This is a genomic window from Lactococcus sp. S-13 (genome assembly GCF_004210295.1).
GTDB lineage: Bacteria > Bacillota > Bacilli > Lactobacillales > Streptococcaceae > Lactococcus.
Map to the genome: position 1 here is coordinate 805,694 of NZ_SDAK01000001.1, position 25,183 is coordinate 830,876.

24 protein-coding genes are annotated in these 25,183 nt (G+C 36.8%); 1 reads left to right on the forward strand and 23 read right to left on the reverse strand.

Annotation, left to right across the window (positions count from 1 at the left end; translation table 11 throughout):
- Positions 1 to 14: 14 nt before the first annotated feature.
- The 3 genes from EQJ87_RS03945 to EQJ87_RS03955 form a co-directional block, all read right to left on the reverse strand.
- Positions 15 to 683, reverse strand: coding sequence for a hypothetical protein (locus EQJ87_RS03945; protein WP_130123434.1), 669 nt, complete (start codon positions 681 to 683; stop codon positions 15 to 17).
- 109 nt (positions 684 to 792) lie between these two features.
- A complete protein-coding gene (gene miaA, locus EQJ87_RS03950; protein WP_130123435.1) occupies positions 793 to 1,677 on the reverse strand; it encodes a tRNA (adenosine(37)-N6)-dimethylallyltransferase MiaA in 885 nt (294 codons plus the stop codon).
- 140 nt (positions 1,678 to 1,817) lie between these two features.
- A complete protein-coding gene (locus tag EQJ87_RS03955) occupies positions 1,818 to 2,486 on the reverse strand; it encodes a YitT family protein (protein ID WP_130123436.1) in 669 nt (222 codons plus the stop codon).
- A 198-nt stretch (positions 2,487 to 2,684) separates the two neighbouring features.
- On the opposite strand from EQJ87_RS03955, the gene EQJ87_RS03960 reads away from it, so the two are divergent.
- Positions 2,685 to 2,855, forward strand: a complete 171-nt coding sequence (locus EQJ87_RS03960) for a DUF3042 family protein (RefSeq protein WP_130123437.1) — start codon at positions 2,685 to 2,687, stop codon at positions 2,853 to 2,855.
- A 75-nt stretch (positions 2,856 to 2,930) separates the two neighbouring features.
- Here EQJ87_RS03960 and EQJ87_RS03965 read toward each other — a convergent pair whose 3' ends face one another.
- From EQJ87_RS03965 to EQJ87_RS04050, 20 genes are all read right to left on the reverse strand, one after another.
- A complete protein-coding gene (locus EQJ87_RS03965) occupies positions 2,931 to 4,274 on the reverse strand; it encodes a M20 family metallopeptidase (protein ID WP_130123438.1) in 1,344 nt (447 codons plus the stop codon).
- A gap of 50 nt (positions 4,275 to 4,324) precedes the next feature.
- On the reverse strand, positions 4,325 to 5,845 hold the full coding sequence (locus EQJ87_RS03970; RefSeq protein ID WP_130123439.1) for a YfcC family protein: 1,521 nt from the start codon (positions 5,843 to 5,845) through the stop codon (positions 4,325 to 4,327).
- A gap of 175 nt (positions 5,846 to 6,020) precedes the next feature.
- Positions 6,021 to 8,045: a KUP/HAK/KT family potassium transporter gene (locus EQJ87_RS03975; protein ID WP_130123440.1), complete on the reverse strand. Its 2,025-nt coding sequence runs from the start codon at positions 8,043 to 8,045 to the stop codon at positions 6,021 to 6,023.
- A gap of 301 nt (positions 8,046 to 8,346) precedes the next feature.
- Positions 8,347 to 9,534, reverse strand: a complete 1,188-nt coding sequence (locus tag EQJ87_RS03980; RefSeq protein WP_130123441.1) for a tyrosine-type recombinase/integrase — start codon at positions 9,532 to 9,534, stop codon at positions 8,347 to 8,349.
- On the reverse strand, positions 9,534 to 9,788 hold the full coding sequence (locus tag EQJ87_RS03985) for a DUF3173 family protein (RefSeq protein WP_130123442.1): 255 nt from the start codon (positions 9,786 to 9,788) through the stop codon (positions 9,534 to 9,536). Before EQJ87_RS03985 ends, EQJ87_RS03980 begins: the two co-directional genes overlap by 1 nt.
- On the reverse strand, positions 9,775 to 10,653 hold the full coding sequence (locus EQJ87_RS03990; protein WP_223804539.1) for a replication initiation factor domain-containing protein: 879 nt from the start codon (positions 10,651 to 10,653) through the stop codon (positions 9,775 to 9,777). Before EQJ87_RS03990 ends, EQJ87_RS03985 begins: the two co-directional genes overlap by 14 nt.
- A gap of 213 nt (positions 10,654 to 10,866) precedes the next feature.
- A complete protein-coding gene (locus EQJ87_RS03995; RefSeq protein ID WP_130123444.1) occupies positions 10,867 to 11,481 on the reverse strand; it encodes a hypothetical protein in 615 nt (204 codons plus the stop codon).
- Positions 11,478 to 12,554 carry an ATP-binding protein gene (locus EQJ87_RS04000; RefSeq protein WP_130124588.1) on the reverse strand — a complete coding sequence of 359 codons (1,077 nt, stop codon included), beginning with the start codon at positions 12,552 to 12,554 and terminating at the stop codon, positions 11,478 to 11,480. Before EQJ87_RS04000 ends, EQJ87_RS03995 begins: the two co-directional genes overlap by 4 nt.
- Entirely contained in the window at positions 12,554 to 12,871 is a 318-nt protein-coding gene (locus EQJ87_RS04005; RefSeq protein ID WP_117517856.1) for a hypothetical protein, read from the reverse strand. Before EQJ87_RS04005 ends, EQJ87_RS04000 begins: the two co-directional genes overlap by 1 nt.
- Positions 12,872 to 13,093: 222 nt before the next feature.
- Positions 13,094 to 13,540, reverse strand: a complete 447-nt coding sequence (locus tag EQJ87_RS04010; RefSeq protein ID WP_130123445.1) for a hypothetical protein — start codon at positions 13,538 to 13,540, stop codon at positions 13,094 to 13,096.
- Between the two features lie 157 nt (positions 13,541 to 13,697).
- A complete protein-coding gene (locus EQJ87_RS04015; RefSeq protein ID WP_130123446.1) occupies positions 13,698 to 14,375 on the reverse strand; it encodes a hypothetical protein in 678 nt (225 codons plus the stop codon).
- Between the two features lie 23 nt (positions 14,376 to 14,398).
- Complete coding sequence (locus EQJ87_RS11680) at positions 14,399 to 15,064, reverse strand: hypothetical protein (protein ID WP_223804497.1); 666 nt, start codon at positions 15,062 to 15,064, stop codon at positions 14,399 to 14,401.
- A 72-nt stretch (positions 15,065 to 15,136) separates the two neighbouring features.
- A complete protein-coding gene (locus EQJ87_RS11685) occupies positions 15,137 to 16,162 on the reverse strand; it encodes an RNA-directed DNA polymerase (protein WP_223804498.1) in 1,026 nt (341 codons plus the stop codon).
- A gap of 38 nt (positions 16,163 to 16,200) precedes the next feature.
- Positions 16,201 to 17,142 carry a DUF4238 domain-containing protein gene (locus EQJ87_RS04025; protein WP_130123447.1) on the reverse strand — a complete coding sequence of 314 codons (942 nt, stop codon included), beginning with the start codon at positions 17,140 to 17,142 and terminating at the stop codon, positions 16,201 to 16,203.
- Positions 17,139 to 21,503 carry an Eco57I restriction-modification methylase domain-containing protein gene (locus tag EQJ87_RS04030; protein ID WP_130123448.1) on the reverse strand — a complete coding sequence of 1,455 codons (4,365 nt, stop codon included), beginning with the start codon at positions 21,501 to 21,503 and terminating at the stop codon, positions 17,139 to 17,141. The genes EQJ87_RS04025 and EQJ87_RS04030 overlap by 4 nt, the downstream gene beginning before the upstream one ends.
- Positions 21,504 to 22,208: a DNA methyltransferase family protein gene (locus EQJ87_RS04035; RefSeq protein WP_130123449.1), complete on the reverse strand. Its 705-nt coding sequence runs from the start codon at positions 22,206 to 22,208 to the stop codon at positions 21,504 to 21,506. It lies immediately after the preceding gene.
- Complete coding sequence (locus EQJ87_RS11520) at positions 22,198 to 22,359, reverse strand: hypothetical protein (protein WP_190289040.1); 162 nt, start codon at positions 22,357 to 22,359, stop codon at positions 22,198 to 22,200. The genes EQJ87_RS04035 and EQJ87_RS11520 overlap by 11 nt, the downstream gene beginning before the upstream one ends.
- 236 nt (positions 22,360 to 22,595) lie before the next feature.
- Positions 22,596 to 24,014 carry an NADP-dependent phosphogluconate dehydrogenase gene (gene gndA, locus EQJ87_RS04040; protein ID WP_130123450.1) on the reverse strand — a complete coding sequence of 473 codons (1,419 nt, stop codon included), beginning with the start codon at positions 24,012 to 24,014 and terminating at the stop codon, positions 22,596 to 22,598.
- Positions 24,015 to 24,144: 130 nt separating this feature from the next.
- A complete protein-coding gene (locus tag EQJ87_RS04045; protein ID WP_130123451.1) occupies positions 24,145 to 24,726 on the reverse strand; it encodes a YtxH domain-containing protein in 582 nt (193 codons plus the stop codon).
- A gap of 50 nt (positions 24,727 to 24,776) precedes the next feature.
- A complete protein-coding gene (locus EQJ87_RS04050) occupies positions 24,777 to 25,178 on the reverse strand; it encodes a DUF948 domain-containing protein (RefSeq protein ID WP_130123452.1) in 402 nt (133 codons plus the stop codon).
- Positions 25,179 to 25,183: the final 5 nt, after the last annotated feature.

The window sequence follows — 25,183 nt, forward strand, 5'->3', positions numbered from 1 at the left end:
ATTTTCTATATTTTTCAGAAATGTTTAACAATATAAACAAAATGCTTCTGACCATCTCGACCATAAAGGAGAGGTTTTAGGAAACCGATTTTGCTTGCTTGCGTCAGTAAATCCTCGATGTTATAGCCAGACAAGCGCATGAAATCAGGATTCTCTGACAATTCCGTCAGTGGCGAAAGTTCTTCAACCCACTCAAAATCACTCGTGAAGTCAGCTGGTTTCATTGTCACTTGTCCGTCATTTTCTTCTAACAAATAATGTGGGAAAATCTGAGCCAATTCAAAAAGTAATTCAGCCGTGATTTTCACCGGAAATTCGCTAAAGATGACAGCCTCTCCAGCCGTATTCTTAAAGCAAAAACCAAAAGATTTCCCTGACAGATTTAACCGAACAAAACGGAAATTCTCTGTCCCCACTTTACCTTCCAAATGAAAATCTGGTCGTTCTTGAAAAAGCTCCAACGCTTCTGAGAGTTCTAAAAAATAATCCGTAGCATCCTTTGGCGACCGTTTTTGATAAAGTTCCGCAAAGTAAGCATTCAAGACAGATGCTGGCGGAGTAACCAAGAGGCGTTTGTCCTTTGTTTCGCTCAAATTTGCCAGTCGATTTTCCAGAAAAACACGGTCTTGCCCCATGTATCCGCCGTATTTCAGCGCCAATTCAACCCATTTTTCATCATTCATTTCTTATTTCCCTCTTACTTTTTTCTAAAATTTTTCTGGATAATGCCATCAGAGACTTGTAAAATCCTGTTTTCAATCTTTTTCATTATAACATTTTTAGACAAAGCCGTCAGCCCAAAAAATTTTTGACTTTTTCCAAAATTTCTTGAGGATAATTTGCATCAAAAACATCAAAAAAAGGAACATCCATCCGGTTTTTAAACCAGGTCAATTGCCTTTTGGCATACCGTCTTGAATTGCGCTTCACCAGCTCAACCGCCTCGTCCAAACTCATTTCGCCCGAAAAATAAGGGAAAAATTCTTTGTAGCCAATGCCTTTGGCTGCCTGAACAGTTGGATTTTGCTCAAATAACTCCTGTGCTTCACGCAACAAGCCTTCTGTCATCATCTGATCCACGCGCTGATTGATGCGCTGATAAAGCAGTTTTCGCTCAGCATTCAATCCAATCATGCAAAAATCGTAAGCCGAGCCTTTATTTTCCTCTGCCGAGCCAAATTTTTCACGCTCCAAAGCACGCATCGCTCTCCGGCGATTCAGTTCAGGAATTTCTAGTCCGCTCGCTTTGACTTGCTCAAAAAGCGCTTCATCGCTCAAAAGTGCCAATTGTTCACGCAAAATGAGCATTTCCTCATGATTTTCTTGCCCGCCCAGATGGTAACCTTCCACCAGCGATTGAATATACAGACCCGTCCCCCCAACAATAATCGGCAATTTCTCCCGCTTGTGCATCTCTTCAATCCAATAATTTGCCTCACTGACAAAATCATGAGCCGAAAAGTTTTCCGTTCGCTCACGAACGTCAATCAAACGATGAACAGCCAGTTTCTGCTCAGCTTGCGTCACTTTCGCTGTTCCAATATCCAGCCCTCGATAAACCTGCTGCGAATCACCAGAAATAATTTCCCCATTGAATTTTTGGGCCAATTCAATTCCTAAGGCGGTTTTTCCCACAGCTGTCGGCCCTACAATCACCAAAACTTTATTTTTCGTCATTTATTTTTCTCTACCTATTTTTTCAGGAACTCTAAACTCTATTATTTCAGATTTGGTCAGCAAATTCAAGCTTTTACCCAACGAAAAAATGCTGACGAAAATTTCCGTCAGCATTTTCTCTTACATTTTTACTTACCAAACTAGCTTGCAGCAAAAACTTTTCGATAAATCTTCTTTCCACGCCCAACCAAAAGTGCGCGATATTCTGCTCGTCCCACAATCATCGTCACCTTACTAAAAATATAACATGATAATAAAGTCACGGCAAAATTAGGCAACGCAAGGAAAGTAAGCAATGACAAACTCAAAACAACCACATCAATCATAAACAATACTTTGTCAATTTTAAAATCCCACTGCTCTTCCAAAATTCGTCCCAGCAAAATCGAACCCCCAAAAGTCCCTTCCGAAATAATGACCAATCCTGCACCAATCCCCGAAAGTAGACCATCAAATAGACCCGCAAAAATAATGTGTGGCAAATGAAAACCTGTCACGCCAAGCGCTTCATAGACCAGCATCCACCCACTCATCGCCAGCGCCCCTGGGACACTCAGCAGCAAGATTCGCTTGGGCAAAAAACGTCCCCCAAAGACAAAAAGTGGAATATTTACCAAAAAGAAAGTTAGCGCTGGGTTAATTCCAAAAACAAAGTCCAGCAATACCGAAAACCCTGCAATCCCGTTACTTGCCAATCGGTTGGGAATGACAAAAAGTTGAACAGACAGAACATAAAGCCCCACCCCAGCTAGCAGCAAAAGTAAATCTCTCATAAATTTTCGATCAATTTTTACACCTATAATCGTCATCAAATAATTACCTTCTTTCTTTCCTTTTTTTATTCTATTTATTACAGCTACTCCCAGTGTACCATTTTCCCCTATAGCCAACCTTAACCAGTTAACTTTCAACACTTTTTCATTTTATAACCATTTCTATAGCGTTTTCAACATTTTTGCATTATAATTAAATTATAATTTTTTCAAATAACCTTAAAGGAGAACCCCATGAAAAACAAATATGTCAAAGGCTGGCTTATTGGAAAAGCTGTCGAAATGACCGTCGCTGGTGTCGCTCTCGCAATCGCCAAGAAAAAAGGCTATATGCCCTCCGCAAGCAAAGAAGCATTCATTGCCCAAAAGCGTAAAGAAGCCGCCCGTAAGCGCATTGCTCGCTAACTTTTCGAGTCAAATTTAGAAAAAATTTACTGACCAATCCGTCAGTAAATTTTTTTACTTTTTCTCAGAATTTAATCACTTTATGCCACAAAGTCGGTAAATTGCTTCCGCATAAATTTCCATAGTTTGACGCAAATTCGCTACTGACCACTGCTCATTTGCCTGATGCATATAATCAGGCGTATCAGGGAACATTGCCCCAAAAGCAACACAGTTCTTCATTGTCCGGGCAAAAGTTGCGCCACCAGAAACCATTGGCTCCGTCATATCCCCCGTCAACTCACGATAAGTCCCCAAAAGATTTTGGACTAATTCAGATTCAACTGGAACATAAAGTGGTGCCAGCCAGTCAAATTCCTCATAAACTAAACCAAATTCAGCAGCTTTAGCTGTCAATTTGCCAACCAATTCCGCTTTATCCACCGTCACTGGAATCCGCATATCCACACCGATTCGTGTTTCCTCAGCAGAAATCGTTAACCCAGCAAAATTCATTGATAACTCGCCAGAAGCCTCATCCTCTGTTTTTCCAACAACGACTTCCCCCGTGGCATTTTCCTTGACCAATTTTCCAAGAAAATCAAGCGGAGTAAAATCAAAAACCTGACTCAAAGCCATCGCCAAACGACTCACAGCATTGATTCCTTCAGGAGCATCTTTAGCATGAACACTCTTACCATGCACTGATAGACCAGCTTTCGTTTCTTCATATTCAAAGCCAAGTTCATCCAAAACCACTTTAACTTCTGCCATTTTTTGAGAACTATAAGCCGCGCGATCAGGAACAACATTCAAAGCACCACCAGCCTGCACCGCAAATTCTGACGTCCCAGCACCCACTAAGTGTGCTTGCAAAAGTCCTTTTTCAGCATAAATCAATGGAAACTCCGCATCAGGCGCAAAGCCCATCGTGATGGCTTCTTCTTTTTCATTATATTTATCCAAGCAACGCCACAAAGTTTCTTCATCCGTTCCAAAAATAAAACGAATTCGACCATCAAATTCAACCCCAGCATCAACCAATGCCTTAACTGCATAGAGCGCCGCCATCGTTGGCCCTTTATCATCCTGAGTTCCGCGTCCAATCAACACTCCATCACGCTCAACCATTTCAAAAGGATCCGTTTCCCAGCCTGCCTGATCAGCAGCAGGAACCACGTCCATATGGCAAAGTAAACCAAATAATTTTTCCCCTTCGCCGAGTTCCGCATAACCATAAAATCCTTCATCGTCTTTAAAGGTTCTAAAACCAAGCTCCGCACACAAAGCCAATACTTCATCAAGAGCAGCCACGACTTTTCGGCCAAAAGGATGTCCCTTGCCTGTATCTGACTCGTCCAGCACAGAAGCATGATTAACCAAACGTCTAAGCGAGTTAATCGCTGCTTTTTGATGTTCATCTGTCACAAATTTTTTCATTTTTTCTCACTCTCTTCTAAAATCTCTTAATACTCAAAAATCTCTTTTCATTACAAGACAGCAGCAATACCAAGAATTAACATAATTACGACCAATTGAATCACGATCAATTTTGCCATAAATTTCCACCAAGTTCCGATGTTAAAACGAGCAATAGCGAGCGCCCCCATAACCACGGCCGAAGTTGGTGTAATCAAATTCAAAATCCCAGATGCAGATTGATAAGCTGTAATAACTAAATCTTTTGAAACATGAGCAAACTCACCCATTGGCCCCATGATTCCCATCGTAGCTGCCGCAAGACCAGAAGTTGACGGAATCAAGAAACTCATTGGAAGATAGAACAAGAAAGTCAAGATGATAAATAAGCTTGACGAAAGCCCACTCAGACCACGTTCTCCCCAATGCAAGATAGTGTCGGTAATCATCCCATTGTTCATTACCACTTGAATCCCACGGGCCACAGCCACAACAATCGCCACCCCAATCATGTCAGAAGCCCCAGCCAAGAATGAAGAAATAAATTCTGATTCTTTCATTCGATAAACCACAGCTACGACAAGTGCCATCACAATAAAGAGCATCGTAATTTCTGGGAAATACCAAGTGCCAAGCGGTGCCATATGTTTACCAAGCAACATTCCTACAAAAGGCAAACCAGTTAACCATTTAGTTGCATTATCAAAGAAAGTAAAGTTGTCATTGAGCATATCCCAAGGAACAAGCGAAACAATCATAATCGCAAAAGTGGCAAAGAAAATGCCATTAACCCATTTTTGCCGACTCGTAATATCTGCTTGTTGCTCAATCGCATCAATATCAAAATGTTCACGATCTTCTTTACGGGTATTATAAACTAATGATTTTGTAGGATCCTTTTCTATTTTTGAAGCATAGCGCATCACATAAAGAATAGAAATCGTCGTCAGGATAATCAGCATCAAAAAGCGCAAGCCAATTCCTTGCCCCATTGAAATCCCTACCGCATTTGAAGCAACACCCGTTGCAAAAGGATTGACCGTTGAAGCCAGACAACCAACCTGTGAGCCCACAAGAACAATTGCAACAGCCGTTACCGTATCAAATCCAACTGCAATCATTACAGGAATAATCAAAACATAGAAAGGCAATGTTTCTTCAGCCATCCCATAAGTTGAACCTCCCAAAGCAAAAAGTGACATCAAGACTGGAATAAGCCATTTTTCTCGCCCTTTAAAACGTTTGACAATCGAAGCAACACCGGCATCCAAAGCACCCGTTTTATTGACCACTCCCAAAAAGCCACCAACCATCAAGATAAAGAATGAAATCGGAATAGCCGCTGGCGTTGCTGGAATATTACCAGAAGCATCCACCCCAAGCATCCCATTCACTGGTGCCATAAAAACATCCCAAATCCCTTGTGGATTTGAAGCTACCTGTGTGAATGAACCAGCAATGATATTTCCAGCCTCATTCACTTTGTAATGTCCTGCAGGAATAATCCAAGTCAAAACCGCAATGAGTGCGATGATAATAAAAAGAATCGTATATGCCGATGGCATCTGAAACTTTTTCTGTTTTGTTTCCATAAGAAACCTCCTTTTAAAATAACAATAATAGCGTTATCATTATAATTTTACACTTTTCTCTAATCTAAATCAAATATATTCCGTTTACAAATAAAATTTAAATGAGATTTTTGTTATTTAAAATCAAAAAAGAGCAAGTTTTTTTAACTTACTCTTTTATCTTTATTATTTTTTATTAATTTGTCGCAGGTGCAACATTATCTTCTGCTTGTTCCACTGGCTCCACTCGTTCATGAATTTCTAAATTCCGAACATCAGACAAGACAAGAGGAACAGTTTCGACAGTAACTTCCGAGAATTGAAGACCGAACCAACGAATTGGTGAGGCTGTAATCTTCTTGATTTGAGCCTTTGTTTGCATTACAAAACGTTCAAAACCAGGCATTTGACGGGCATTCATCAATTTTTCTTCAACAATCACAAAACGGAAATCGCCGACTTTACGTCCAGGCATAATGCTATAATGTTGATGTTGATATGGCAGACGACCTGATTCCATCAAGTCAGTCACGATTGTGCGCAGGTAACGCGGCACTTCCTGACGCATCCGGAAACCAAGATAGAGATTCACCCGAACGATGAAGTCAGTGTCCATCATATCGACTTTATATTCCGCAGTATAAGGCTCGTCTGTTACTTTTACATTGACAAACCAGTAACATTCCGCACGTTTAGGACGCTTATCAAGAATCGAATACAAGATTGAACGGTCAATATATTCTTGATCCATCCGACTCGTCAAGTAGACCACATTCGTTTGATAAAGGTCGTAAGACGCATCATGACGAAGCGTATTCAATTGTTTTTTATAGTCATTAAGATTCAAAGACTTGATGTATTTGATAACAATGTGGTGTGACTTGTTCCAGATAAACATCACAAAGATAATCATCAAAGCGATGAGAACAACAATATAAGCACCATTCACGAACTGCACTAAAGAGGCAATAAAGAAAGAACCTTCCACCACAAAAAGCAAGAATGAAATAAGGAAGATTGCCGGCTTAGGAATCCCTTTTTGAATTAAGAAATAAGTCAAAAGGGTTGTTGTCATAAGCATTGTAATCGTGATTGCTAAGCTATAAGCCGCTTCCATATGTTCCGAAGTTCTAAAGTAAAGAACAAAGAAAGAGGTCGTAATCCACAAAGCAAAGTTGATAGCTGGAATATAAAGTTGCCCCAAAGTTTGTCCTGGATAGTAAATTCGCAAAAGTGGTAAAAGTTTCAAACGAATCGCTTCAGAAACCAAAGTAAAGGATCCAGAAATTAAAGCCTGTGAGGCGATAATCGCAGCAAAAGTTGAGAGAATAACAGCATAAACCACAAAATGTCCTGGCAAAACAGCAAAGAAAGGATTTAAAGCTAAGCTTTCTCCACGGTGAGCGAGCAACCAAGCACCTTGACCACAATAAGATAAGATAATGCAAATCTTAACAAAAGGCCAACTCAGATAAATATTCCCTCGTCCCGCGTGTCCCAAATCCGAATAAAGGGCTTCGGCACCTGTTGTGACCAAGAAAATTGATCCCAAAATAAAGAAACCTGCTTTGTTTTCTGCACTGAACAAAAGAGAAATCGCATAATAAGGATTGATTGCTTTTAAAATCGATAAATCAGCAAAAGAATTGATGAGTCCACTCAGCCCCAAAAAGCTAAACCACAAAAACATAATAGGACCAAATAATCGTCCAATCAAACTCGTCCCAAACCGCTGAATCAAAAATAGAATCGCGATAATACTCATCGTTGTAATGACTACCGCCGTTTGATTAGAATAGATATGAGCCAGACTAGGAACACCTTTTAGCCCTTCAATTGCCGAGGTCACCGTTACCGCAGGGGTTAAGGCACCATCCGCAAGCAAAGTGGCCCCTCCGACCATCGCTGGAATAATCAGCCATTTACTCATCCTTCTTACTAAAGTAAAGAGTGAGAAAATCCCACCTTCATGATGATTATCCGCACGTAGCGCAATAATGACATATTTTATCGTTGTAATCAGGGTTAGAGTCCAAATAATCAGAGAAACTGCGCCTAAGATGAAGTTCTCAGAGAGGTTTTCTAATCCACCTTGTCCTCGAACAATCGCTTGCATGGCATACAAAGGACTTGTCCCGATGTCACCATAAACAATACCTAACGCAATAAGGAAGCCCGCAGATGTCGCTTTATTAAACGACCTATTGTTTGCATGACTCAATTTTATTTTCCTCAACTTTCTTTTGCCACAATCGTGACGATATAAAAATAAGCCTCAGCTTATTTTTGATATTTACATTATAGCAGAATTTAAAAGATTTACTATGAAAAAACTGTCAATTTCATGTTCTAAGATGCATCTTCTGGTAATAATTAGAAATATAAAAAACCAGAAATCTCTTTCTGGTTCTGTTGCTTTTATTATTTTGAATTAATCTTTATACCAGTCGTATACTGATTTATGGCTTTATAATCTTGTGGTTAAGCCATTCATTTTTTCTTGGCAGGGATTTTGGCAGGAATTATTTTTTGTCTAATCCTGCTAAACCAAATGCCATCATATTTGCGGTTAAATCATCTGAAATTGAAATTCCTTGTCCATTGAACCAATGTGCATAATGTCGCAAAGTAATTGATGGATTTGTATGCCCCAATCTTCTAGCCACATATAAAACATCTTTTTGTAGTACATTGATAAGATATGAAGCGTGAGAGTGTCGTAATGCTTTACCTGAAACATTCTTTACTCCTGCTAATTTTGCATATTTCTTAATTGCACCCGCAACAGTCCAACGATAAGCACAGCCGTCATAAGTCTGGAAAATATAATCATCTTCTTGACCGCCTGCCTGAATTTCTTTCCAATTTTTAAGATAATCTAAGGTTATTTCATCAAGCTCTATCCAACGCATACCCGCAGGAGTTTTGGTTGTATTTTTTACCCTGAAATGATGATGACCATCTTCATCTCTCCACATTTCAAGCGTTTTGTTCACTCGAAGACGTTTTTCTTTGAAATCAATATCTTTCCAAAGCAAAGCACAGCCTTCATGAACCCGAACACCTGTAAAATACATCAACCAAATCATAACAAAATTTCTTCTGTCAATATATTTGCTTGTATCAATTACATTGATAATTTTTTGAAATTCTTCAAAAGTCCAAAAATCTGCAAACTGTTTTCCTAGAGTAACACCTTCCGTTTTTCTACATGGATTACTTTCCATATAGCCCATACGAACAGCATAATCTAAAGCTAATCTCAACCTGTTCCAAATTTGACGAGCATAACTTTGCTTTTTTCCACTTTCATTTATCAGATAAAGTCGATAAGCTTCAACATCACGAACAGTTAAATTAAGCAATTTTTTATTACTAAAACGCTCTACGAGTTGCCTGAAATTCACATCAGCATTTAAGCGAGTTGATGATTCTTTTCCTGCGAAATAAGCAATTTTATATTCACTATTGATAAAACGCTCAAAAGTCATATTATAATCAGAAATTCCATCTGATTGATTGTACTCTGTTTGAACACGAATCATCTCATCATGCGCTTCTTTGAGATTTGTAAAAGGTTTCCCCAGTTTAGTTTTTCGTCCTTTTTTCTGGATTCTTTTTCCTGTGATTTTATCAATACCAAGTTCTGCTTGATAGAAAATCACTCCATTTTTATCTTTATATACACCTTTGTATCTTGTTTTTGCCATTAGTTTTCTTCCTCTCTGTTATCAAGAGCGAAGCCCAACAAATGCTCAACAATCGTCGTAGGAGCAATTCCCACACGAGGATTATCAAAGGGTGAACAAGGATATTCTATCATTTTTTTGCTCTTTTTGCTAGTGCTCATCATCCGTTCATTGTACTCATTTGTAGCTATCTTCTTTGCATGACGGATAATATCACGAGCTGTATGTTCTGGGAAACCCAAATCCATCAAATTTTTATAATTAACTGTCTGCAACTTGCACCTCATTTCCTTTAGTTCTTAAAATATCATTCAAGAACTGAATCAAATTAATTTCTTTCGGGTAATCCCAACAAATTTCAGTCAGTTCAAATGGTAATCTTGTCATATCTGCTAAATCAATAATACTAGCCTTTTTTCTAAGTGCATTATATTTGGCTTTTGTAGCTTTCGATAGATCCGCAAACAATTCTGGATGTTCATCTTTTGAGAGAAATATAATTTTTTCTTGTGGCGAAAGTTCGATATAATTTCTATCCTCAAAATCAAGTTGATAGATAGGAGTATCAGATAGAAAACGAAATTCTTTTTTCAATTGATTTTCAATGAATCCTGAACCATGCAATTCAAATTCTAAGCGCCAGAGCTGATCAAATTTTTGAGCTTCCTCTTGGGCGACTTTATCGCCTTTTTCTGTTTGTTCTTTTTTCTTATCGTACAAGCGAATAATAAATTCATCGCCACTTCCTGCATAACGGGTTTCTATTTTGCCATCTGTACCGAAGAAGATTTTCTTTTTAGAGCGACCTCCTAAAATAAAGGAAGATAAATCTCGTTCAAAGTCTAACGCAATATCAATCCGTGAAATACTGATTTCTTCCAATAGTGGAAGGAGATAGTCAAATACATATTTCAGATTTGCTTGACTGGATTTCGCAGGGTTAAACTCTAAGTAGAAATTCTTTGTTTTCATTTTCTTGGCTTTAATTGGCATATAACTCACATAAAAATTTTCTGTACTTTCACGAAATAACTGCCCGTAAAAACCTGCATATTCTCCGTTTGATTGCAATTCCATCACATCCCAAAATTGACATAGATTTTGAAAGGCTTGATTTTCTTCAAGTTCCACATTTCCCATGATGGTTAAACGGTCAATCTTGATAGTTACAAAGCCATATTTTTTTGAGAGTTGAGTTCTGAGGTTTATTTTTTGCACCTCCAGCGGGCTTTTAGAAGTACCCGCTGATTCAGTTATTTGTTTATCTGTATTATTCATTTATTTTTAGTCCTTTTGAATAAAATCAGGAGAGCTTCTTTGTCTGCCTTTGGCACAAAATCTCTCCTGATTTTTTTATTTTCTTGTGCCTTTAAGCCACAATGAGTTTCCTTGGCGTTCAAATATTGAAATCAAATATTCAGGATAAGCATTTGAAATTTCTTCTTTTATCTCCGAAACCATGTCTTTCAACATTTTTTGTGCTTGGTGTTCTTTGGGGAGCTTGATATAAAGTAGAAGTTCTTCATTATCCACATCTAACACAATTTTTCTGATTACTTTGTTGTAATTTGAAATAATTATATCTTCTTTCGATTTCTTGCCCTCTGAATCTTTGAGAAATTCTATATGGCGTAAAAATCTTCTGAGTTTTGTTGTTCCACGAATAGATAAGACTAAATTTTTCAAAGAATCGTAGCGCAAACGGAAATATAATTCTCTCATTACTATCAAACCAGTCAGTATAAAAAGAAACATTGCAATATTTTTGAACAACGAACTTCCTATACTTAAATAGCTGATTCCTTGATTCACTAAATTTACAAGACTTGAAATTTTAGCACCTAAAATCAATTTATTCATGAAGAAAATTAAAAGTTGAAGCATCAAACTCAAAATCTCCATCAAAAATGAATACATTAGGAACTGAACAGTTTGGTCAAAGTGTTTCATAAAATACGTTTTTTTCATAAAATCCCCTGTTCTGTATAGAAAGTTGGTGTTAAAAGTGGTAAGACTTGAAACGGATGTTCGTTATCTATCACTTGTATCAGCCCTGTACCCTTGCCAATAGGAATGACAATTCCTGACGGGTCTAAATCTGGAAAGAGAAACTGTATCGTTTTGGAATTGATATTTCCAATCTGTACCAAGACATTCATTTGTTCACGAACTGAAACAGGTACAGCATTATAATCAAAGCGTTGACTGACCAGCAATAAATGGCAACGTGTCGCACGACCGAGTAAAGCGATTGAACTGAGCAATGAGAGAAAGCTTTCTTTGATTTGTTTATTCACTCCCTCAGTCAAGGCTAAAGTCTCATCAATCACAACTGTTAAATGTTCAAATTCATGATTGGGGTTGTCAAATAAGATTTCTTGACGTTCATAGATGATATTTAGCACATTGCTCAAGGAATCATTTAATTCACTCACAAAGTCGCTTTTGCTTCGATTATTAGACGGATGAATGACTGAAATATGATGTGTTTTCGCCCACCTACTCGGACTATCAAATTTCGGGTCACAGATGATGAGATGAGAAATTTTAGCCAGACTTTCGAGTAAATAAGTCAAGAAATAGGATTTCCCAGAGCCTGAATTACCTGCAACGACAACCCCAACAGTCTTGTTGTAATCTATACTCAGGTTTTCCATGATAGGAATTTTATATTCCTGATTCTTTTGTACAAACTCTGTGAGATTTGGGATGACTAAGCGTTTTGAAATCCCTTTAAACCATGGAAAGAACAAGGCTCTTTGAGTGTGAATATCTTCTGTGTCCAATGGTACAAAATAAGCGGAGTTCTGTTTTAATACCGTGTATTGCGGATAAAGCGAAGCATTAGCGATAATGAAAATCTTTTGATAAAGTCCTTCATCAATCAAATAGCTTGCAGGCAAGCGAGGAATGAAGTAGAATCCTTCGTCCTCCACTTTTACTGCAAAAGAATTGGTATAGCTTGTTTCTCCTTGAACGTTCAAAGCCATGTTTAGACTTTGGAGTAAATATTTTTCAATTTCTGCTTTGGATTGGCTCATCATTTCACCACTTTCAAGCTATCTGCTTTGAAATACACATTGGAACGAATCTCAATGCCTTGTAAGTTTTCAAACTCTACAATTGCGAGAAAAGGTGGAAGTTCAGGCTGTTTATCAAATTTCACAACAAACGGATTCAAACCTTCTTGCACAAACCACAATTTGTATCCTGTAATTTCATTTGTGCGTTGTTTATCCACATATTTGTATTGAGTTTCGATGTGTGAAGTTGTGCATTGCACGGGTACACCGTTCACAATAAATTTGCGGGCTGTATCTCCTGTGTACTCATTATTATTTTTAAATCCTGTTTTCATTTCAGAAATCTCCTTTTGGGGAACTGGCTAGAAGCAACTAATCAGTTTTACGATAGCAATTCATGACTTGCTAGACGACCATCAGAGGTTTTGCTTAACCTTTGATGAGTAAATTTTATAATTAAATTTGTAAATCTCTAGGGAACTATCAATTCCTTTACAGCCTTAATATCCTTGCTGTAAAGCCATCCGAGAATAAAAACGGTACTACTGATACCGTTTTTAATAATTTTTATCTTGCCATGTTTTTAATTTGAAACTTTTCAGTATTTCGTTGATTTCTTCCAATGTTTCTAAATAATAATACTGACTAACTTCTTTATATGATTGTTCAACATCATTCTTCCTATAAATATGACCTAAGCAGTACCATAAATGTTCACAAACTTCAGGTGGTAAATACAATCCATAACAAAATTTCACAACACTTTCCAACTCTGCATTCAATATATTATCCGTATCTTTCCGCCATTTTCTCAACATCTCCACAGATAGATACACCCTATCAGGAATATCTTTTTTCAATAATCCTGATTTTTCGCAGAGTTCCTTAATTGCTTCGCCAAAACATAATGAGAGGGAATTAAGCAACATATTTCTATTTTTAACTCGTTCAACTTCTGGTACATCTAAATTGAACAAATCATAAAATTTGCTTTGTTTAGCCATTTTTCCCTCCTTCCTAGACTTTTTCTTTTAGTCAATAGGACTATGTTTTTCTTTTGGATATTGTAATTTATTATAAGACATAACTTTTTATAAAAAGTTATACAAAAAAATATAAAGCATCAAAAAAACTCCTACAATTAGGAGCATTTTTTGTGTCTTATTTACTCAGAAGTTCTAAATAAAAGGAATTCAAAAATAGAATTATCACTTCCTCAACATATGTTTTTAATTTATCAGGAAGCTGCTTTGATGTTAAATAGTTGTCAAGATTACTTTTCTTAACAAAATCTACTTTTTTCTCTATATCAAATACACCATCTTTTTCTTCAATAAAATATTTCTCAATTTCATTTTGAATAAATAAATCAAAAGATTTTCTAAGTATCTTTATTCGATTTGGATCATATCTTGAAAGGTGTAAATAGAAATTGCCAATCCTACCATCTTTAAAATAATTATCTCCAATCAACTTACTTTTGAAATAATCTGAATCATGAACATCCTTTAACAAAGCAATGATTAAATCATCGAAATATTGACCAATTTCATTAGATGTCCCCCAATACAGTTCTTTACCATCTGAAAATATCTCATCTTCGACCATCCTATCCGCAAATCTTTGAGGAATTAAAAATTTTTCCTTTGAACGATTGTTATTGATAATACTATTAAGAAGACTTCTATCCTCTGGATAAAAATCAATTTGAGTCCCCTTCCCACCGCCTTCTTTTTCTTTATGAAAATCATCAAATTTTAATTTCACACGCTTTGATAGTAAATCATAATAAATTTTTTCGAAATTTGTAAATTCAACATTTATTTTTTTGTTGTCCATATTATTAACCCCTAATATATTAGTTAAAAATATTCATTGTTTCTTATTTCATCGTTTCCGATAACATCATCCAACTTTTCAATTTTCTCTTTATTGATGAAAGAAGCCAAGTTTATCCTCTTATCCTCTTTAATCCAATCTTCTTGAAAAATAGAATTTTCTAAAGTTCCTTGGACTGCTTCGCAAACTAGTTTAGCAAGCTCATTATTTACAGAAAATGAATATTCCCTGATAAAATAACTTGTTTCGCTCAAATTTTTTACGACTAATCTTTGAAACCAGATTTCTAAGTATCCATTATAGCTACGCTTTGCCAGATTAGAATATATTTGATTTAACAGTAAAAACTTATACTCGAAATCTTTCTTTATTTCACGTTGCTCTGACCATGACTCAAGGATTTCACCGAGTGTCGTTTTGTAGTCAATACGACTTAATAAATAAGAAATGGTCTTCACACCACTCTCGGTCGCTTTAGGATTGCTCTTTATAATATCAGTCACAATCGCAACCAAAACACCAATATCAGTTCCAGTATGAGCAAAATCCTCATTTTTCCATCCTGAAACTCTATTATCAAATTCTTTCAAAGCCCCAATCAGTTGACCACTATTTGGATATTTATCGGCAAATTCTTTTATGATAAGAAGATGTTTCTGAACTGTCGCTTCATAAATACGGTTGTCCATAATCCACTTGAATCTATCGTTTTTTAATTTACGACTTCCATAACGAAGAAAAGGAACAAATTTTAATGCAAATTATTTTGGTTTTTGATAAAATTTATCATTGGTTATTTTGATTACTGGGTCATGTTCTATCCAGTAATGTTTATCTTCTTTAATCGAATCATGAACAATATCTGAACTCTGGCTTGTTTTGCTTTCTCCCAAGCTCAATTTGTGACGTTGCAAAATAGTCACTAATTCTCTTTTAATAAAGTTTGCATCCTCGCTAGAGTTAGTAAAAATTCGATAGTCATCACGATAACGTAAAATCTTAAAATCTATGTTTGAATCAAGTTTATCCAAAAGTTGGTCGTCAAGATAGGCAAGCAGAACTTCTGCAATTAAGTCAGATACCTTATTCCCTTGGGGAATTGTGACAGTCTCTTGATTATTCATGTCTCGAAACTTTTTATCCAATTTCGAACCTAGTAATTTTGGTTTATTACCTTTATCTTTTTTTGCTTCATCTATACCATGAAAAGCCCAAGGAATTGTATGAGTATATATGCTACCATAAAAGTTGCTAATATCTAATTTTGTTAGATAGTTATATTCCAAACTTAATTTGATTGATTCTTGCTCAATATCTTTCCAAAATTTTAGTGAGGCTTCTTTTTTATCTTCTTCATCCTTTTCAGGTACAAAAGGAAGACTGTGACAAATAATCTTAGATTTTGTTTTTTCTCTAAGTTCACCAAATCGTTGAAGTAATTCCGTCCAATTGTCATCTTTGGTCAAAAAATTCACCAAGTCAACATATAAATAGGGATGAATAAGAGTAATCGGACGATAAGTTGTTTTCGTCTTATTTAATTGAAAAGTATAATTTACATCTTGAAAATCAAAATAATTTAGATTTTTTCCTTTTTCTTTCTTAACAATTCTATCTCGAATTTCCTTCAACTCACTAGTTCCGAAAGTATCAACTGCTTGTTTTAGCAGGACATCTAAATCGAAATATCTTGGTAAATTTATAGAGAAATAGCTTTCTTTCATAAGAAAAAAGTCACGCGCTTCTGTTGCCGAAAGTCTCAAAATAGGTTTCTGGTATTTTGTCATCTCTCCCACCTCCTCGTTCTCCTAAATAATAAACACATTTATCTTTTCTTTGCAAAATTAGACAAATCTGGAAGAAAACAGTTAAAAAATGGTAAATCAAGTTTTTGCTTTATTTGCTCTTCCTTTGTTCTTCTCAACTTTTTAACTGAAAAGAAATATTCTTTTATTTTATCTAGGCCTTTATGAGAAGTAATAATAGTTCTTTTAGCATTATAAATCTGTGTCTTATTAAAAACTTTTATCGTTTTATCCTTTTGAATCTTGACGTAGTATAATCCATCTCTTAAATGCTGACTATTATCAATCTGGTAAGCCTTTTTCACAAGAATAAATGAAAAATTAGGACTTACTGGTAAATAAATATAGGTATCGGGTCCAGCCAATCTTGTTCCAACCATACCGAAATACAGTTCTTTTACACCTGATTTTTTGAATTCTTCCCTTGTTATTTTTGGCTTTTCAATATAAAAGCTCGAAACAAAAGCTGGATTATCTCCCAGAATAAAAGGTGTTCTTGTTTTGTTTTCTAAAATATATAAATCAAAACTTGATAGATCACTAATAATATTAGGTCTCAATATCATTGAAAGAGCAGATTTAGCTTTTTCTTCATTTGTCGCTTCGTATCCTTCTTTAAAAAAATGATGAATCTCATCAATGAAAGAATATTGACGTAAAAATTGACAAAAAATGAAAGCTCTTAGAGTTACTTCATCTTCAAGTGAAATATCAAAATCTTGATTGATAATTTTATTTATTATTGGTGCAGCCTTTGTTTCAAAATTCCCCAAAGTTTTTTCAACATCTTGATTTTTACCATAAAAATAACTCTGACTCATATTTTTAGAAATTGCCCCTAAAGTATGAGTGATGTTTCTTTCTGAAATTCTGAATATATTTACTTGCTTGTTGTTGTCAGAAAAATTCTTTTGCAAAAACTGAGGAACAATATGCTGATTCTTAGTTATAGAACCACTCATTCCATTGCCTTCACTTTCTCCTCAATAAAACCAATTTCGTCTTGCAAAAGTCCGTATTTCGCATAGAGTTGTTGGTCGATTTCGGGGATGGATTTTGTCCAGTCGATGTCAGAGTTTGGAGTAAAATCTTGTAAAGGAACTTTTACCCACGTTTTTGGCGGATTATCTTGTGTTATCTTTAAAACACCTAATAGAGTTCTTGCAAATTTACTTTTAGCATATTTTAATAAACTTTCTGCTTCTGCTCTATTGTCAAATGTGCCTAACGAAATAAAGCTTTGAGTAAACCCAATTAGGGGCTCCCCAATTAGGGGCTCCCCAATTAGGGGTGTGCTAAGCACTTCGCCGATTGCTCCCGTACCGTTTGATTTTGGAACTAAAACCTTATATGAATCAAGATTTCCAAACTCTGATAAATAAGTTCTATTTACCCATTTATAGTGACGTTTATTAGAAATTAATCCTAGTATTTGAACATCATTTTCTGTCTGTTTTACATCTGAAAAAATATCAAGTTGGGAAAATGCTGAGGTTGTCAGTCGTTGTTCAGTACCATTACTTCCGATAATTGCTTTTAAATTAGGATATGAATTATAAAGTCTCTCCAAATCAAATTTATTTTGTAGAGTAATTTTTTCTGATAATGGGATAAAATCTGAATGATTTTCAACCTTTTTCAAAATTGAATTTAATTCTTCAAAATGAGTAAACGTACCAATTTTTCCAAAGTTAGTTTTTTTATCATGGTAAGTTACAACGATACCACCTTTGATATCTGTATTTGGGAACACATATGAACTATCTTGAGTATAAAAGATAATTTTCAAATGTTCATCATTAAGCATTTTCTCATTCCACTCTTTTGGTGTTTTCCCTGCATTGAATAAGAAACGAGCTGGAGTAATCAAAACAGCTTTATCAGAAATTTTATATGCCGTTTTCATAAAATGGTGATAAAGTGGACTATCACTTGTATCTTTTGTTTCTTCCTGATAAGGCGGATTCCCAATCACTACATCAAATTTCACGTTCTTAAATGTCTCCTCTACTTTTGCTTTGCCCTTGGCTGGACTTTCCTTGATGGCTTCCACAAAACCGTCTATATACTGCACGTTAGTCTCAAAGTTCTTATATCCTGCAAGCGTACGCCCTGTGATGGTTTTTGCCATTTCTGTTTTGGCAATGGCAAAGATATTTTCCTTCAAGATTTTCTTGTACACTTCATCGGCTTCAAAGTGAATATCTTCATTTTTATTGACGGCTTGATAATACAAACTCATTGCTACATGGAGCGGATAAAGCCCTGTTTTTGTATTGATTTCAACGATTTTAACTTCATCAGTATACACCTTGTCTGTGTCAGCTCTTTCAACCCAATGTAGGTTACTGACAGCTCCATCAGTCGTACTGACAAAGTCATCATCAAAGAAATTTAATCCACCAATCGTTTTTGTCAATTGTAAGTTAACCACTCGCCACGGTGTCAGCACCGTTTCTTTGTCAGGATTTTTAAAGGTAGCAAACAGCTCCGCAATCTTCTCAGCCCGCTCGATAAAGTCTAGCTGATCATAAGATTTTGCCCGCTGACGGATAATCCGTCCCGCCTCGATGAAAACTTCTGCATCATAATACTGCACAATCTGATTGAACATCAGCTTTGTAAAGCCTTTAGGCATAAACTCTTTCCAAGATTCATCATCCACTTCTTTAACAAAATCTTGAATCGAAATATCTTTTGACAAATCCAACTTCATCCCGTAAATCATCATCGGAATACGGATAGAGACCCCACGCAAAATGGAAATCATGGTCTTACGTTGTTTCTTGGCTTCATTTATTTTATCAATCGCTTCTCTTTCTTCTGGAGTACGTTGTCGAGTGGGCTTTTTCTTTGCTTTCTCGCCTTTATCATATTCCTCATCGGTTAAACCATTATCGGAGATAACAATTTTTTTATCATCAACAACTTTTTTTGTTTTTCCAACAATTGCATTTAAATCCTTGAAAAGTTGAGTATCTCCTTCAGTGAGTGTCAAGAGATTATCATTATACAAACTGTCATCTTCAAAGCCCGAGCGAACTGCTTTTTCGGCATAGACTTTTTTGAGTTGGGTCAACATTTTATCAACATTAAAGCTGGTCATCCCCATCTCGCTATTACCTAAAATCGGCATGAAATTTAGCAAGCGCGTAAGCATGTCTTTTTGCTCTTGGGTATTTTTCTTCCCAACTCCTGAGTTAACTTGTGCAGATTCAGCCATGACAGACAAGGCACGGTCTGGCGCAAAGTCAAAAATGTAGCAATTTTTCTTCATGCCTAATTTTTCATGAGAAAATGGTGTTTGCGCACGGAAAGCTGCCTGTAAGTAATTCATGGCACTATTTGTATTCGATAAGAACAGAACCGCTGTCCATTCAGGGACATTGACACCCGTTGTCAACTTTCTGACAGTCAAAGTAATTGTTTTTGTCTGACTTGGGTCTTTTGTGATGGCTTTGCGAACTTTTTCCAAATCAAGACTATTTTTGTCCGTAATCTCATTACTATCACCATCTTTGACAACGTTAATAATCTTGTATTCTTGCCCAAAAATACGGTGTTCATTGAGCAACTTTTCAAAAGCATTCGCCTCTTTTACCCCAGGCATGAGCCAAAGCGTATGACGTAACTCATTGCGGTATTGCTCGGTCGAAAAAGGATAGTTTGTTGTATTATCTTGATTGGTAATATTGTCCAAAAAGGCACGGACGTCCTCTTTGTGAACCAATTCGCCACTATCGTCTACACGGAAAAACTCACGGAAATTAAAGGCTTTGGACTCATCCGCATATTTTTCTTTATTCCGCATTTCAAAGGTGTACATGGACACTTTGGGCAGTGTTTCATAAGGATTAGGTTTATCAGGATTTTCAAGTGACCATTTGAGTTTAGCCGTTTGCTCCATTGTATAATCCCAGGTGTAAATCTGCTCTTCATCGTATTGATCCAGCAGATTAAAAGGAGTTCCCGAAAGTTCAAGAATTTTCGTTTTTTCTTTCTTGACCGCCTTCAGCACTACATCAGCAAGTTCTGTCTGTGTTCCCTCGTGGGCTTCATCAATGATAATCAAATCCCAATCCACATCAGAAAACTCAGCAAGGTTCGTTTCTCCGCCACCATATCTTAGCTTTTGAATGGAAGCAAAAAAGATAAACGGACTATCTCCTGTTTTGAGATTTTCAAGCGTTTCTCCCTTATCCTTAGAACCAAAACGATAGCCCTCAGCTGCCATTTTCATCTTGCCAAAGTCTTCAAACCAAGAATCAGAAACCACAGGACGGTGAGTCATAATCAGTACTTTTTGGAATTTTTCATCTTTAATCAGTTGCAAAGAAGTCAAGGTTTTTCCAAAGCGCATTTTAGCATTCCAAAGCATATTGTTTTTCTTCTTAAAAACTGCTTTGGTTTTAGAAACAGCACTTTCTTGCTCAGGGCGAAGTTTAATTTCGTAAGTTGGAGTTGGTTCAGCGATACCTTGAAGCGCAGAACGTCCTTCTTTGACTGCTTTGATGGCTTCTTTTGCAGTTTCTAAATCAGTTTTAAACCACTCTGTCCCTTCTAGATATTCTGGACGTTTTACTCCCGAACGATCTAATACCTTATGGACGGCTTTATCTCCAAACCATAGTTTTGTGGATTTTTGCCAAGCTAACTCCACCCATTCTAAAATAAAAGGCAAGCCTGAAGTTGTCATGTAACTTTTTATTCGCTTTGGAGCGACTTTTCGTAAAAATTCACTATTAGGTGACCAGTCCACTTCAAAATCATCATCTGGAGCAGTTGCTTCACCAATTTTTTGAGTGCCTTCGTAAGCTTGAAACATTCCACTTTCATTATTTACGGTTTGAATATAAATCAACTTACGTTCTGCAGCTTGATACAATTTTTCTGCTTCAGGTTCTAAAAAGTCCAAATAAGCCGTTTGAATATCTGTGCTTGTATATTTTTTTACAAACCAGACTAAAATGATAAAAATCTGATGGAGTGCTTTAAGTGCATTTTCTTGAGTAGCTTCTGCAGAGTTAATCTCATGAGCTGCGAGATTTCCTAATTTTTTAACATCATAAAAGGCTTGAACGATGTATTGTTCAGGAATATAACGTTTTGCTTCATTGAGCTTATCATTAAAACTGGCACGATTTTGGAGAACAATGGATTCTTTTTCCAAAACAAGCACAACAGCATTTTCAGCCATTTTTCGGACTTTAGTCAGCGTGCCTTCATAATCTTTATGGGTATAATTTTCTTCCGCAAGATTTGCCGTTTCAAAAAGAATAGCCGTATCTGCTTCAACCTTCAAAAATTCAAAGTTCTTTGACATCTATTTTTCCTCCAACTGATAAACTTTTTGAATATCAATAATAATCGGCTCCATTTTTTTCTCTATATCAAGCGCTATATCATCAATTCCATCACCGTCTAGGTCAAAAAGACTGAGTTGACCTTCTGGAATCCCTCGCTCAACATTTACATTTTCTCCAAAAAGACTGGCAAATGTGAATTCTGACCATTCCACTTTACTTGGCTTTCCTTTTACTCTTTTCCACTCACTAAAAATAATCGGTTCATCGGTATCAGGATGTCTTTTCGTCAAAGTATTTCCTCGAATAATATTTTTATGGATGATAAATTTGGTGGATTTATAGAATCCAGTGTTTACACTTAAACGTTCCCCAAATGCTTTCTCGTACCATTTCATATAATTATCGAGCATTTTAAATCTTGCAAGCTCAAGATTATCTTCTAAAAACTCAATCCCATAAATTGAAGCTAGAGCAAATAAAGACTTGGTTTTCCAGTTCATTTTGTCAAATTGCTGTGTTACCGCTTCGAGTTTCCGCTCTAGTATTGCGACTAAAAAATTCCCGTCGCCAGAAGAAGGCTCTAAAAAAGTAGCATGAATATCTTCCGTTGCTTCTTTTACGCCTTCGGTATCAAGCATTTTTTGAACCATCCATGAGGGAGTGAAAACTTCACCATGCTTTTGGACACGTTCCTTTGATTTAATAAGCTTTTCAGAGGTCATTGCAACCTCCGAAAATTTCAAAGTATGCAAAAAATCCGTTTGAACAACTTGTTCCAAACGGTGTATTTTTATATTTTTTTCCTGTAAGTATTCCTTTAGGTATATACCTATAGGAAGGGGTTAACCCCTTCGATTTTTCTGATTTATCCATATCTCTATTCTACCACTTGTAAGCCTCATCGTAAAGAGATTATCCAAGCAAAAATTCACGTAAAATCGAATCATTTTAAAAGCCTCTAATCTCAGTCATATCAAGCAAAGACAAGAAAATCCCTGCCAAGAAATCTTGGCAGGGATTTTGGCAGGGAACTTAGTTAAAGTTCCCTATTTTTTCGTTCACTCTTCGCAATCAAATGTTGATATAGCGGGCTTTCGCACTCATCTTGATTAATCTTCTGTATACCAGTCGTAATGGAAGATTCCGGCTTTATCTGTACGTTCATAAGTATGCGCACCGAAATAGTCACGTTGAGCTTGGATGAGGTTCGCTGGCAGATTTGCTGAGCGATAGCTATCGTAGTAGCTGATTGCTGAGGTAAAGGTTGGAACTGGGATACCTGTTTGAACAGCAAGGGTCACAACGTCACGAACTGATTCTTGGTAACGTTTTGTGATGTCCACAAAGTAGTCGTCAAGCAAGAGGTTTTCAAGTTCATTATTCTTGTTAAAGGCGTCTGTGATGTTTTGAAGGAATTCTGCACGAATGATACATCCTGCGCGCCAGATTTGTGCGATTGTTGCGTATGGAAGATCCCAATTGTATTCTTTAGAAGCTTGACGAAGTTGAGCAAATCCTTGGGCGTAAGACATGATTTTTGAGAAATAAAGTGCTTTGCGGATTTTTTCCACGATTTCAGCTTTGTCGCCTGAGAAGTTTACTGCTGGACCTGACAAAACTTGACTTGCTTTGACACGTTCGTCTTTGTAAGTTGAAATGAAGCGCGCAAAGACTGATTCGGTGATCAATGGAAGTGGAACACCGAGATCAAGTGAACTTTGTGAAGTCCATTTTCCTGTTCCTTTGTTTCCTGCTTTATCAAGAATTTTATCTACGATATAGCCTTCGCCTTCGTCGTCTTTACGTTTCAGGACTTCTTTAGTAATTTCGATGAGGTAGCTATCGAGTTCGCCTTCGTTCCATTCTTCAAAGATAGCTTGGATTTCAGCGTTATCAAGACCAAGCACACGTTTCAAAAGATCGTAAGATTCGGCAATCAATTGCATATCGCCATATTCAATTCCGTTATGCACCATTTTTACATAGTGTCCAGCACCGTTTGGTCCCATATAAGCCACGCATGGTGCGCCATCTTGTGGTGCTTTCCCTGCGATTTGTTCAAAGATAGGAGCGATAAGATCGTACGCTTCTTTTTGTCCACCAGGCATAATAGATGGGCCTTCAAGCGCTCCTTTTTCACCACCTGAAACTCCTGTACCAATGAAGTTGATTCCTGAGTTGGCAAGTTCCGCATTACGACGCATTGTATCTGGGAAGTGTGTGTTTCCACCGTCAATCAAGATATCGCCTTTATCTAAATGGGGAAGTAAAGCTTGAATTGTAGCGTCTGTCCCTGCACCTGCTTGAACCATAAGCATGATACGGCGTGGTTTTTCGATACTTGCTACAAATTCTTCGACAGTCTTAGTCAAAACAAAGTTTTTGTCGGGATGTTCGGCGATAACTTCTTCTGTTTTTGAAGTTGTACGGTTAAAAAGGGCAACCGTATAGCCGCGTGATTCTACGTTGAGGGCAAGGTTTTTACCCATAACTGCCATTCCGACAACACCAAAGTTTGCTTGTGTCATGTGAAATCCTCCGGATTTTCTTATTTATTTTCTATAATTATAGTATAACGCAATTTTTTTCCAATTACCACCTTTAACTTTGAAAAAAATTTACATATTAAAAATCTGCCAAAAGTGACAGATTTTTAATTTACCATTCTTCGCTTGGGTGATTGGTTAATTCTTTTGCTTTTTCGGCAATTTTTCTTGCTTCTTCGGCGAGAGAATCAGAGCTGATGTCTTCTTTTTCAGTTTCTTCGGCATCATTAAATTTGGCAACTACTGCGGCAGCATCGTCCGAGATGAAGGAGTCTTCCTCATCGGTTGCTTGGTTTTCATCAAAAAGCTCTTCACCGCTCTCTTTGGCACTATTGATTTTTTCCATAATCGCATCGCGGGTTTCATTGAAAAAATCGACAACGCTATCTTTTGAGAGTTCGCCTGAATCTACTTTTTCCATGATTAAATCACGTTTTGAAATTAAAAACTCTTTGGCTTTATCGGCTGAGATTTCACCTGAATCAAATTTTTCTTTGATTTCTGTAAATTTTTCGCTCGAAAAGTCAACGGCATTATCTCTGAGCTCATTGAGGGTTTCTTGCGGATTTTCTTTGAAATCATCATAAATTTTACCTGCGTCTTCGCGCAGCTCGCTACCTTTTTTGGGAGCGAGAAAGAGTGCTGCAGCGGCGCCTACGAGTGCACCAACTAAAAATCCTGTTTTTTTCGACATGGTCTATTTCCTTTCCTTTGTAAACTTGTTAGCTTGTTGAGTGATTGCTTTTATTTTGTTTTGTCTTTTTTGACAAAAAATCTTTTGGCTGTTTTGGCAAGGACAACTGCTGAAACGGTTCCTGTTTTACGGCCCGCTGAGGTACGGTTGAGGCGTTTTACAAGGTTACGGCTAGAGTTGTTGATGTCAGAAATGCTTTCGGACAAATCGGCTACTGCGGTAAATAAAGGGTCGATTGTCGCGACTTTTCCATTGACATCGTCAAGCAAAGTGTTGGCTTTGGTCATGATTCCATCTGCTTGGTGAAGCAGAATATCAACATCGCTAGAAACGACTTTGACTGTGCGGTTTGCCTCCTCCACGACTTTGGATACTTTGTGCAAGACGATGACTAAGAAAATCACCAAAACAGCAAAAGCAATCGCAATGATTAGTAATGCAATATTTCCCACGTTTC